Origin of the sequence: Kitasatospora sp. NPDC059795 (genome assembly GCF_042732175.1) — a bacterium.
GTDB lineage: Bacteria > Actinomycetota > Actinomycetes > Streptomycetales > Streptomycetaceae > Kitasatospora.
Genome location: NZ_JBHWID010000006.1, coordinates 1 through 12,113, shown reverse-complemented (window position 1 = coordinate 12,113; position 12,113 = coordinate 1). Strand labels below are relative to the sequence as shown.

General features: G+C 69.9%; 9 protein-coding genes and 1 pseudogene. 9 read left to right on the top strand and 1 reads right to left on the bottom strand.

What is annotated here, in order from left to right; translation table 11 throughout:
- Nucleotides 1-22: 22 nt before the first annotated feature.
- Nucleotides 23-1,033 (top strand): hypothetical protein, encoded by a 1,011-nt coding sequence (locus ACFV4P_RS14195; protein ID WP_380470803.1) that lies wholly within the window; start codon nt 23-25, stop codon nt 1,031-1,033.
- 908 nt (nt 1,034-1,941) lie between these two features.
- On the opposite strand, the gene ACFV4P_RS14190 is transcribed toward ACFV4P_RS14195, so the two are convergent.
- Complete coding sequence (locus ACFV4P_RS14190) at nt 1,942-3,129, bottom strand: erythromycin esterase family protein (RefSeq protein ID WP_380470801.1); 1,188 nt, start codon at nt 3,127-3,129, stop codon at nt 1,942-1,944.
- Nucleotides 3,130-3,515: 386 nt separating this feature from the next.
- On the opposite strand from ACFV4P_RS14190, the gene ACFV4P_RS14185 reads away from it, so the two are divergent.
- From ACFV4P_RS14185 to ACFV4P_RS14150, 8 genes and pseudogenes are all read left to right on the top strand, one after another.
- Complete coding sequence (locus ACFV4P_RS14185) at nt 3,516-3,812, top strand: N-terminal phage integrase SAM-like domain-containing protein (protein ID WP_380471422.1); 297 nt, start codon at nt 3,516-3,518, stop codon at nt 3,810-3,812.
- Nucleotides 3,813-4,239: 427 nt separating this feature from the next.
- Nucleotides 4,240-4,776: pseudogene (locus ACFV4P_RS14180) on the top strand (hypothetical protein); the annotation flags it as partial.
- A gap of 540 nt (nt 4,777-5,316) precedes the next feature.
- Nucleotides 5,317-6,567 carry a tyrosine recombinase XerC gene (gene xerC / locus ACFV4P_RS14175; protein WP_380470799.1) on the top strand — a complete coding sequence of 417 codons (1,251 nt, stop codon included), beginning with the start codon at nt 5,317-5,319 and terminating at the stop codon, nt 6,565-6,567.
- Nucleotides 6,568-7,766: 1,199 nt separating this feature from the next.
- Nucleotides 7,767-8,114 carry a hypothetical protein gene (locus tag ACFV4P_RS14170; protein ID WP_380470797.1) on the top strand — a complete coding sequence of 116 codons (348 nt, stop codon included), beginning with the start codon at nt 7,767-7,769 and terminating at the stop codon, nt 8,112-8,114.
- A 29-nt stretch (nt 8,115-8,143) separates the two neighbouring features.
- Complete coding sequence (locus tag ACFV4P_RS14165; protein WP_380470795.1) at nt 8,144-8,890, top strand: DUF2637 domain-containing protein; 747 nt, start codon at nt 8,144-8,146, stop codon at nt 8,888-8,890.
- Between the two features lie 140 nt (nt 8,891-9,030).
- Nucleotides 9,031-10,476 carry a replication initiator gene (locus ACFV4P_RS14160; protein WP_380470793.1) on the top strand — a complete coding sequence of 482 codons (1,446 nt, stop codon included), beginning with the start codon at nt 9,031-9,033 and terminating at the stop codon, nt 10,474-10,476.
- Nucleotides 10,476-10,676, top strand: coding sequence for a helix-turn-helix domain-containing protein (locus tag ACFV4P_RS14155; RefSeq protein WP_380470791.1), 201 nt, complete (start codon nt 10,476-10,478; stop codon nt 10,674-10,676). The genes ACFV4P_RS14160 and ACFV4P_RS14155 overlap by 1 nt, the downstream gene beginning before the upstream one ends.
- Nucleotides 10,676-12,007, top strand: a complete 1,332-nt coding sequence (locus ACFV4P_RS14150; protein ID WP_380470789.1) for a tyrosine-type recombinase/integrase — start codon at nt 10,676-10,678, stop codon at nt 12,005-12,007. The genes ACFV4P_RS14155 and ACFV4P_RS14150 overlap by 1 nt, the downstream gene beginning before the upstream one ends.
- Nucleotides 12,008-12,113 lie beyond the last annotated feature (106 nt).

Genomic DNA, 12,113 nt, shown 5'->3' with positions numbered 1-12,113 from the left:
CCTCTTCTCCGGGAGACCTCCCATGCCCGTGCCCCAGCTGATCGTCGTCTCGCTGCGCGGCAGCGGCACACCACTGCTGGCCCGCATCACCACCGCACTCGGCTACACCCCGTACGGCACGATGAGCGGCACCCAACGCGAACACGGTGAGCAGCCCGGCCCCGGCGAGGTCGCCCCCCTGCTCCGGGCCGCCTACGGGCAGGACGAAGCCGCACGCCTGCTGCGCGGGCAGCGCGACAACCGGGAAGAGCTGGAAGCCGCCTTCCAGCAGGCAGTCACTGCCCTGTGGCGGGTGTGGTGGACACGCCTGGGCCAGCCCGTCACCGCCGCCTCACCCGTCGACCCCGTCCTCGAAGACCGTCTGACCCGCGTCCCCGACACCGACCTGCCCCGACTCCTGCCGGGCCGCGGCTGCTGGTACGTCAACAGCCTGGACCTGGAACGAGCCGACGCCGGCTTCCTGCGCGCCTGGCACAGCACCGCACGACCGCCGATCGTCTACCACCACCGCGACGTACGCGACCGCATCATCGAACAGATCCACCTGCTCTCCCAGCCCGCCGGCCACGTCGGCTCGATGCCCGAACACCTGGTCTACCGCGACATCGTCAGCGCCCTGCCCACCATGGACGCCAAGATCACCCTCGCCCTGACCGACCCCGGCTTCCCCGGCATGCGCGAAGCCCGCCGCTGCCAGTGGCTGCTGCGCCACCCCGCCGTCTGCGTGCTCACCCACGAAGAACTCGCCGACCCCGCCGACGGCGGCACCGCCGAAACCCGCGACCGCGCCCTGCACCGGCTCCTGGCCATCACCGGCCACCCCGACCCGGCCGCGGCTCTCGCCGCCCTGCCCAACCCCAAGAGCGACCAACTCCCGCCCGGCGTCTGGCGCACGCACTTCAGCCCGGAGCACGAACGCCTCCTCCACCAGCACCACAGCGACCTCCTGCCTCCCCACCCCGACGAAGCCGCTCACACCATCAACTCCCGACGCACCGACGCCCCGACGAACTCACGCCCCGCATCCCGGTGAACCCGCGCCCTGCCTGCGACCGGCGGGCACCCGACCGCGCCGCTGTGGCCTGCGCCCGTGGATGGAAACCGGGCCGCCCCATTCCTCGTCGTCCCAGGGGTCGGTCGGCCAGGAGTGCCTTGTAGTAGTTGGCGGTGTCACGGCCCTCAGCCGACAGCGCCATGAAGGTGCCCAGTGTGCCCTCCAGCGCCTGGCTGTACCTGAGGCAGCCCCAGTGCTCCGCCAGGCCCCGCCCGGCACCGCGCCGGGCGAGCGCGGTCGCACGTCCGAGGGTGTGCAGTACGTTCCACGGCGTCAGCTGGATGCCGTCACCGTGTTCCTCATACGGAAGGGGCTCGAGTTCCTTCTCCTTCCGCTTCTGGTCGTCCTTGGCCGCACACGCTTCCACGTCTCTGAGCAACCTTGGACCGGAGTGGACCGCGACGTTCGACGGCTACGCCAACTGCCGAAGGACCTCGGTCACGTTCTTCGAGATGTCTTCCTCCACGTGCATCCCCCCAACTCTCCAGTTCCACCGAGCAGATGCCGCACCGTAGGCCGCGCCGATGGGGCGCTTACCAGGGCGCACACGAACATGGCTGGAATCCGAGCCGCCTGACACGAGACGGGGATCGATGCCGACCGGTGGAACCGGATCAACCCGCTCGTCGGATTCGCCTGGGCACTTCAGGCTGCCGCGAAACCTTCGGTGGCCACTCCCAACCTCGGACTCCCGCACGATGTGGTGCACCGGCTGGCCCACAGGCGGCTGAGGATGAATCAACAGCAGCTGGATCAGGAGTTCATGAGCATCCCTCACCCGAACGGGATGTCCTGAAGGATCCCGCGCATGGACAGGGGGATGGGGGCAGGACGGATCGGCTGTCCGCACCGTCCTGCCCCCCGCCGATCGTGCCTCAGGGGGCGATTCACGGCAGAAGGCGGGAGCTGGACGACACCGCGACATAGGCCAGTCCGTCGTACTCCTCGGCCGGCACGGTCGGCGTCAAGCTCAACCTGTAGGTCCAACGCGGCACCAGCGCACCAAAGCTTCGCGCGACCTGGCTCTCATGCAGCCAGTGCCGTACACCCGCCGGGGCGTCGACGCCGGCCCGTAGATCCACCAGATGGTCACCGGGGCAGGCGGCCGCGAGTCGTGACTCCACCGCGGCAGGGCGGGGTGGGCCGATCCGGTTGCCAACGGCGGGCGGGACGCCCGTCCATCGCCGGCGTCCGGGCCACACCCGCCGCGCGCGAAAGGCGCCACTGCCGAACAGCAGGCCGAGCGCGTAGTAGGCCGCGCCGAACCGTGCGTTCAGGTGCCACCCCAGCACCGGCACCGCACCACCCCAGTGACCCTTCATGACATGGCCGTTGTGGGCCCACAGCACCACCTTGGCGGACGGGTCCTCAAGCAGTTCCCCCATGGCATCGGCCATGTGGCGATCGCGTACGGCAAAGGCGGTCTGCAACGGATCCGTGTGCCGACGAGGGTGTGTCGCCACGTCTGCGGCCCGCACCAGAATTCGGGCATGCTCGATCGCATCGGCCGCCTCAGGGCCGAACTCGTCCAGGGCCTGGAGGAGTTCGTGCGCATCACGCACCAGTTGCCGAGCGCCCGGGAGCGATCCCGGATCCGCTGTGGAGAGCACACCCAGGGCGGAGTGGAGGGCGGTCAGGCGCTCCGGTGCCACGTCGCGAAGGAATGAGTCCAGTGCGGTGAGCGAGCCCCCGCACCGCTGCGGATCGATGCCTGCGAAGCGCACCTTCTCGTCGTCGGGTCGGCCACGGTTGTAGGCGCGCATCCACTCGATCACCGTGAGCGCCTCACGGGTCCGCCAGATCCAGAACCCCAACCCGGCAAGCACCTTGCCGGCCTCCCCGACGCCATGGCGCACATAGGCGTCAACTGCCGGACCCGCCGACGCGCTCGCCTCCATGGCCAGAGTTCGAAAGCCCAGCTCTGTCACCAGAAACTCCAGCAGGCGGTGTTTGAGCTGGAAGAACTCACGCGTGCCGTGCGTGGCCTCCCCCAACCCCACGATCCGCACTTCAGCAAGGATCTCCTTCAGCGGCTGAAGATCATCCGCTGGTGCTCCCGCGACAAGGCCGTTCAAGGGCAGAGCATTTCGGGCCAGCCAGCCTGTCAGCTCGGCCGACGCGGCGTCCCGACCCATCAGCCTTCGGCACCGGGCGCCGGTCGGTGACCCGTGTCTCCCGACTCCTCCCCGGACCGCCCGTCATCGCCGACCGAACCGTGCGCACTGGTCTGCGCGCCTTGGAGACAGAATGCGCCCTCCGGAGCCGCCACCTGGGCGAAGTCGATCGCCTCCACGCTCCTCGACCAGGGCACGTACGCAGCCATGACGCCACAGAATCCGGCCAAGCCCCGTGACTCGCTCCAGGTTCCGGGATCAACGACAAGAGCCCCGCTGCGATTGTGCTCCAGGCGTAGGCACGAGTGCGTGACCTTGATGGATCGCATGGCGCATAGCCTGCGCAGCTGCCGCTCCACGCGAACAAACCGAAGGAGATCACTCCCGGCTTCCCCACCAAGGACGAAGCCCGCACCGCCCTGCACCGCTACCTCACCGGCCGCACCTTCGGCATCAACACCTGTCCCAACCAGACCGTCGCCGAATACCTCGCCTCGTGGCTCGCGGCCAAGAAGCTCCGGCTCAAGCCCACCACCTGGGTCCGCTACCGCGACTACGTCCACCACGACCTCATCCCCCACCTCGGCGCCATCCGCCTCGACGACCTCGCCCACGAACACATCCTCGCCTTCGTCCAGACCTAACTCGCCAACCACCGCGGCCACCCCACCCTCTCCACACTGGACGACGGCGTCCGCACCCACCGACTCCCCGCGAACGTCGCCCACCCCGCCGTCATCCCCCGCCCCGCCGCCGACGAACGCCCATCTGGACCACCACCCAGACCGTCTGCTTCCTCCACCACTGCCGGACGGCCGATCCCGACTTCGCCGACCTGATCGAACTGATCATCTGCACCGGCCTGCGCAAAGGCGAAGCACTCGCCCTCCACTGGGACGACGTACACCACAGCGAGGGCGTCCTCTTCGTCCGCCACACCCCCTCTCCGCCGTCGACAACAACCAACTCCTCCTCACCCCGAAGACCCTGCACAGCAGGACCTGATTCGCCCTCTCCCACCGCGCGGCCACCGCCCTCGACGACCTCGCCGACACCGGCCCCTTCGGCACCACCGACCCCACCGGCTACGTCTTCCACCGCCACGGCCGCCCCCTGCACCCCAAGGCCGTCCTCGACCGCTTCCACCTGCTCTGCGACAAAGCCGGCGTCCCCCGCATCGCCCTCCACGACCTGCGCCACCTGGCCATGAGCTTCGGCCTCGCCGCCAACGTCCCACTGCCGATCATGTCCAAGACCCTGCGCCACCGGACCCTGTCCACCAGCGCCAACATCTACGCCGAACTCACCCCCCCCCGCCGCCCGCGCAGGCGTCAACGGCATCCCCCGGATACTCGACAACGCCGACCACGCAGAATCCGGCACACCTGCCTGCCGCGCCAGCCGCTACGCACGCCAGCACCCGCGCCCCCACCGGCCGCAACCCGCCAACCGAACCCCGCGCACCGACGACCCCACCGAGGACTGGCCCATGTGGCCGGGCGACCACCATGCGACCACCAGCTGCCCCGGCAACAGAAAGAGCCGGCACCTGGTTTCCCAAGTACCGGCTCTCACAACCGACTTCACAGTCGGGACGACAGGATTTGAACCTGCGACCCCTTGACCCCCAGTCAACTGCGCCTACTACATTGCTGGTTGGCCGCCTGCTCGACGGGTCCCGATCAGGCGGCCAACTCGCATCCTGTGCATAGGAGTTGATCCCAGAGGGGTGCTCGCGCGACTCGCGTGACCTGACGGAGGCCCAGGCGTTACCTCGGCCAGAGATGTCCAACTCCGTCCATATGTGTCCATCAGCGTCCAATGTGGCTGGTCCCAAAGTGGTCCCAGGGCCCAGCAATGGCCGTCGACACGCCGAGTAACAGCGCTCCAACCACTACTCGCCGCATACCGATGACGCAGCTCGAAACAGCAGCCTGCAGGGTCGCTTGCTGCAGGGCATCCGTGGCGGATCAGAGCCGCCTACCCGCCGACTACGTGCCGTGACCTTCCGTTCGGCGTGTCGTCCTGCGCGTGTCGCCGTCGGCCGACCAGGGCTCGCTTCGCGCCCTGCTTCGCACGCTCTACCGACACTCCGAACGAGGTGGCGAACCTTGGTTGCCAGAGAGCATCGACTGCGAGGAGGGGTTCGTGGGGCAACGTCCACAGCGGGGCAGGGTGTACCGGCGGTGCGGCTGCTCGGACGGCAACGGCAAGCAGCTGGGTCCGTGGTGTCCGCAGCTGGCCGCGGACATGAAGCACGGGAAGTGGACGTACTGGGTCGACCTCGCCCCTGACGAGGGACAGCGCCGCACCCGCCGACGGGGCGGATTCGCCACCCGAGCCGAGGCCGCACGGGAGATGGCCGCGGTCCTCGACGGTGAGCTGCGCGGGGTCTACGAGAATCGCCGTACCACGGTCGCGAGCTTCCTGAGGGAGTGGCTGGTCCTGCAGAAAGTGCGGCTGGCGCCGAACACATACGCGGGCTACCGGGCGTGCCTGGAGCGCGACCTGATCCCGGCCTTCGGCCACCACCGGCTCCTCGATTTGCGGCCCAAGCACATCGACGAATGGATCACCACCCAACTCGCCGCCGGGCGGGGCAAAGCCACGGTCTACCGGGCCGCCTCCACCCTGCGCAACGCGCTGAACGCCGCCGTACGGTCCTGGCGCCTGCGCTACAACCCCGCCAAGCATTCCGTCCCGCCGAAGCCCCGCGCCGCCGAACGCACCTGCTGGACCCCCGAACAAGCAGCCACCTTCCTGCACCATGGAACCGAGCAGTACGCCGACCAGCTCACCGATCTGTTCGAGGTCATGCTCGGCACCGGCATGCGCCGCGGCGAAGCACTCGCCCTCCACTGGTCCGACGTCCACCTCATGGACCGAAAGCTCTACGTCCGCTGGACCCTCGCCGCCGTCAACAACGGCGAGTTGACGTTCGGTGAGCCCAAGACCGAGGCCAGCCGCGCCTGGATCAGCCTCTCCCCCAGAGTCACCGCCGCCCTCCACCGCCAAGCCGCCCTCCAGATGAACGCCCACCCCGACGGCACGCTCGAAGGACTCGTCTTCTCGAAGCCAACCGGCGCTCCCCTGCGGCCCCAGTGGGTCCTCACTCAGCTACGCAGGCGCACGACCGAAGCCGGCGTGCCCCGGATCGGCCTGCACGACCTGCGCCACACCGCAGCCAGCATCATGATCGCCGAAGGCATCCCCCTCGCCATCGTCTCCAAGACACTGCGCCACTCCACCCTCGCCACCACCATCAACCTCTACGGCCACCTCTTCAAAGACTCCGCCGACCAAGCCGTCACGGCGCTCGCCTCCGCGCTCGACCGCGCCCAGGAAAGCCGGCTCCGCGCCGTCCCCCGTGGCGACGACGACCTGCCGTTGGCGGCGTAGCCACGCGTCGAACGACTTCGGTACTACGGCGTGGCATCGGGAGTGGGGCATCTCTGGCCGGAGCGCCGGCCAGAGATGCCCGAGCCTCGCGTCGGCAGCAGAGGTCTCGTCCTCCTCAAGATCAGGGCGGAGGATGTCGAGAAGGTCGTGGACTGCTCAGTCCGGGAGGGTCATCGACGGTGGGGGCATCCTGGCTTCGCGCAGGAGGGATCCCGACTGCGGAGCCGGATGCAGATCTTGACGATGCGGTGGGTACGGGCGGGGTGAGGTCGTGGGCACGACAGCACCGCACGGGGCGGTAGAACGCGGCGCTGCGCGCCCCGCCGATGCCGATGACGGGCGCCGTGGGGAGCACGCCCCGCCTGCACCCACGCCGACCGCGCGGCCGTCCACATCGAGGCGGCCCATCTGTCCACAGGCACTCGTCGATCTTAAAGTGCCACTCCTCAACGCCGCTTTCCCGGTGTCGGCACCATTCGGCGATGCTGCGGGCCGCCGACGGCGGAACCGGGCGTGGAACACGATCAGCGGGTGGGTACGCAGGCCTGTGGACCAGCTTCACGCCCGTCGACGGTGCGACCTCCCCGAGCACGAGCACGTCCTTCAGCCCGATGTCGAGGCCGCCCAGCGCCACCCCGATCACGTACAGCATGTCCGCTGCGCCCTCGGGGGCGCCGCTCGACAGCGGGGCCCCGGCCGCGAAGAACGTCGTGGTGGCGTCCGCCTCCTGGGCGGTGCGCGTGAGACTGGCCCAGACGAACCAGGACGTACCATCCCGCTCCAGTTGCGCGCCGCTCAGGGTGAAGCCGCCCCAGCCGTCGGGAAGCGCCGGGGCACCGACCGCGGCCGCCGCCCACCGCCTGCCGGCGGCTCACCGGCCCGTCCTGGATATTCGCCGCCACCCCCGGTCCCCTGGGGCGCGGCCGAACTCACCAACCGGCAGCACGAGGGCCCCGGTGCGGACACACCGGGCAGCATGTCGCGGGACAACCTTGGGTCCTGACGGGCACCCTTCACGGCCCCGACCCAGCCCTGCAACCCCGACCCGGCCGGCTCCCACCCCGGAACTCGTCGACGCCGACAGCGAAAGTCGGCTTATACGTAAGGGATTTGACGTTGCCAGCGCCGCGAGGCATCCGTTGACGGAAGATCCTTTGAACGAGTGACACCGTCATCTGGACCCCGACCGGACACGGGACGTGTGCCCGCTGGAACTGTCCTTCGCGCAGAAGACGGCGGAAGCCGCCGTGGCCGCGCTCGGGGACGACATCCGCAACTGGCCGGACGCGAACCCAGTCAACCTCCAGGACCCCGCCTACGTCGGGGTGGCCTCCATGGGAGTGCAGGGCCGTCCGGGCTTCACCCGCGTGCGCACCCCGTACGTGTCCGACGCCGACGCCACCCGGGTCGCCGACGACACCGCCCATCTGACCGAAGACCCGACCGCGTATCTCGACGTCTACCCGGGCCCCGTCGACTGGAAACCCGCCTTCATGGACGACGACGCCGACACCCTGATGACCGAAGCTGCTCGACCACCTATGTAACTCGCTATCAAGAAAGGATAGTTGGCCTGATGGCCGAGGATCGCCTCACACAGCGCACCGTGACCGTGGTCATGGCGGTCATCGCCCTGCTGGCGTTCGTCTTCTCCTTCGGCAACGTCTGGGCCCTGGCCCTGCGCCTGGGGGTGCCCCACCCGGTCGCGCCACTGATCGCCCCCATGGTTGACCTGTCCGTGGTCGGGCTTCTCATCGGCCTGCGCTTGCTGTCTCTGCGCGGTGTCACGCACAAGGAGCTGACGGTGGCCACCCGGTTGATGCACCTGTGCGGCCTGCTGACCCTGGCTCTGAACGTCGCCGAACCTCTGGCGGCCGGACACTACGGCCGTGCCGCCGTCGATGCGGTCGCGCCGCTGCTGCTGCTCGGCTGGGGCCAGGTCGACCCGCAGTTCCTCCGCCACTTCCACATCCTGAGCGCCTCGAAGCTGGCGGAGGCTCCCGCCCCGGCTCCGGCTGCGGAGCACCTGCCGGACCCGATCGTGTCCCTCGGCGCCGCACCGGAACCGGCCCTCACACCGCCCTCCGAGCCGGCGCCTGCCCCGGCTGTGGTCGTCACCGCTGAGCCTGCTCCCGCGCCGGCCAAGAGGACCGCGTCCGCAGCTCTCCCGGCCGTCCCCGAGGCCCCGCTGACCGCTGCCCGGCGCATCGCCGAAACGCATCACGCCGAACAGGGCGAGCACATCACGCCCGGTCAGCTCAAGGCCCGCCTGCGCATCACACTGCCGCTGGCCACCGCCGCACACGCTCAGCTCCTCGCCTGAGCCCCGCCGGCCCCATCCCAACCTGACCGGCCCCGCCCGACCGGCTCGGTTCGCCATGCCCCGAGCAGCACCAGCATGCCTTCCTGCCTGGCTGGTTGCTGCTCGGGGCCACCCCACCCGACAGAAGGGACACGCCCCGGATGGACACCCTGAACCTGCGCCACGTGGCAAGCCCCGCCGTGCGGGACCTGATCCACCTGGTCAACCTGCCCGACTTCGACCGCGCACACCAGCAAATCGACCACCTCGGCGGCTGCACCGAACCCGTGCGCCTGCTCGGCCAGACCACCACCATCGACACGGCAACCGGTGAGGTACTGCGCTCCTACAACACCGCCGACGAGCCGACGGGCAGCCTGCTGACGTCCTGCGGCAACCGCCGCGCCTCGCGCTGCCCGGCCTGCTCCCGCGTCTACGCCGCCGACACGTTCCAACTGATCCGGGCTGGCCTGACCGGCGGCAAGAGCGTGCCGAACACCGTCCGCACCCACCCCCGCGTGTTCGCCACGCTCACCGCGCCGTCCTTCGGCCCCGTCCACAACCGCCCCACCGACGCGAGCGGTGTTCTCCGGCCCTGCCGCTGCGGCAAGCGCCACGAAGCCGCAGATGCGCTGCTCGGCACGCCGCTGGACCCGAAGACCTACGACTACCCGGGCGCGGTGCTGTTCAACGCCCACGCCGGAGCCCTGTGGGCACGCTTCACCATCTACCTGCGCCGCGAGATCGCCGCCCGGCTCGGCCTGACCCAGAAAGCGGCCCGCGCGGTGCTGCGCGTCTCCTTCGCCAAGGTCGCCGAGTACCAGAAGCGCGGCCTGGTCCACTTCCACGCCGTGATCCGCCTTGACGGCCCGGACGGCAGCACCCAGCTCCCACCACCGTCCGCCACCGTGACCATGCTCGCCGACGCCATCCGGGCCGCCGCCGCCCGCGTCTCGGTCACCGTCGTCTCGGACGCGATCGGGGAACGCGAACTCCTCTGGGGCCAACAGCTCGACGTTCGCGAGATCGCCGCCTTCGGCACCGAAGCCGAACTGACCGATCACGCGGTCGCCGCCTACGTAGCCAAGTACGCCACCAAGTCCGCCGACTCATCCGGCGCCCTCGACCGCGCCCTGTTCTGCCGCCCCTGCCAGGGACGCGGCATGACCCTGACCCGCCACGGAACCCCACTCCAGTGCACCGCCTGCACCGGCACCGGACAGGCCCGACCGCTGGCCCGCCTCGCCGTCGAACGCCACGTGCGGCAGATGATCCGCACCTGCTGGGAGCTGGGCACGCGCCCGGAGTTCGCCGAGCTCAAGCTCTGGAAGTGGGCGCACATGCTCGGCTTCCGGGGCCACTTCTCCACCAAGTCCCGCTGCTACTCGGTCACCCTCGGCGCGCTGCGCGACAACCGCCGAGCCTGGCGCACCGAACAGGCCCGCGCACACACCGGCCTGCCCGACCTCGACCCGAGCACGACCCTCGTCATCGGCCACTGGGCCTACCACGGCTCGGGCTACAGCCCCGGCGCGGAACTCCTCGCCGCCGCCGTCTGGCACCGCAGAGAAGTGGAACGGCAGTTCACCGCCGAGGGCGGCTGCTGATGGCCCCACTCCCGGGGCCGGGCGGGGATCTGTTGACGGTCCCCCAGGTCATGGCCCGCCTCCAACTCGGCCGCTCCGCCGTCTACGACCTGCTCCGCACCCAGCAGCTCGCCTCCATCACCCTCGGCCGCGCCCGCCGCATCCCCACCCACGCGCTCACCGACTTCATCCGCACCCGACTCGAACAGGACGCCGCCTGATGACCGCATCCCACGACACCCCCGCTCCCTCACGCCGTAGCCGCGCCAACGGCGACGGCACCGTCTACCAGCGCAAGGACGGCCGCTGGGAAGCCGCCGGCTACGTCCTCGCCCCCGGCGACACGCGCAAGCGCGTCCGCGTCTACGGCATCACCCGCAAGGAAGCCCTCGCGAAGCTCACCGAGAAGATCGCCGCCAGCAACCGCGGCGTCCCCGTGGTCTCCGCCCAGGGCAGCCTCGGGGCGTTCCTGACGTACTGGCTGGAGAACGTTGCCGTCCACCAGCTCCGCGAGACCACTCACACCCGCTACACCACCTGCGTGACCCAGTACCTCATCCCCGGCCTGGGCAAGAGGAAGCTCGCCAAGCTCGCCGCCAAGGACATCCGGAGCTGGCTGAACGGGCTGCGGACCGTCTGCCAGTGCTGCGCACGCGGCCTCGACGCCCGCCGCAAGCCTGACGCCCAGGCCGGCCGCCAACCGCGCTGCTGTGCCATCGGCAAGTGCTGCCGCAAGCTCCTCTCGCCGCTGACGCTCGCCTACATCCACTCCGTGCTCAAGTCGGCCCTGGAGCATGCCGTCCGTGAGGAGGAGATCCCGCGCAACGTCGCCCGCAACGTCCGCACCGGCACACCCCGCCCCCGCCGCTTCGAACCGCTCACCGCCGACGAGGCCCGCACCTTCCTCACCGCCGCCAAGGGCCACCGCCTGCACGCCCTGTTTGAGCTCGCCCTTCGCACCGGGCTCCGCAAGGGAGAACTCCTCGGCCTGCGCTGGGAAGACCTCGACCTCGATGCCAGCACCGCCAGCATCCGCCGCACTCTCCAACGCACCCGCACCGGCGGCCTCACTACCTTGCCGACCAAGACCATCAGCTCGGAACGCCGCATCGCCCTCCCGGCTGCCTGCGTCACCTCGCTGCGAGAGCACCGCGCCCGGCAGGCCCGCGAGAAGCAGCAGGCCGGCGCACAGTGGGTGGACAACGGCCTCGTCTTCTCTCGCCCGGACGGCCACCCCATCGAACCCGCCACCCTCACGCGGCACTTCAAGGCACTCCTCCGCCGCTCCCGCCTGCGGGCGATCCGGTTCCACGACCTGAGGCACTCGACCGCGACCCTGCTCCTGGAACAGGGCGTCGAACTCGTCGTCATCAAGGAGCTGTTGGGTCACGCCCACATCGGCGTCACCGCGACGGTGTACGCCCACGTCCGCCTCCGCCTCCAGCGCGACGCCATCGACCTCCTCGGCCGCACTCTCGGCGAGCGCTCGGAGTCCGTCAGCCAGCCCGATGACGGCGACGACCCACCGCTTTGTGCAGCACCCGTCCGTTGACGTTGCCGTCAGCTACTGAACTTGATTGGGTGATGTCGGACCGTTCGCCTGATGGTGGGCGGTCCGTTCCGGTAGCCCTGAACTGTGAGATACGCGCAGGGCGGCG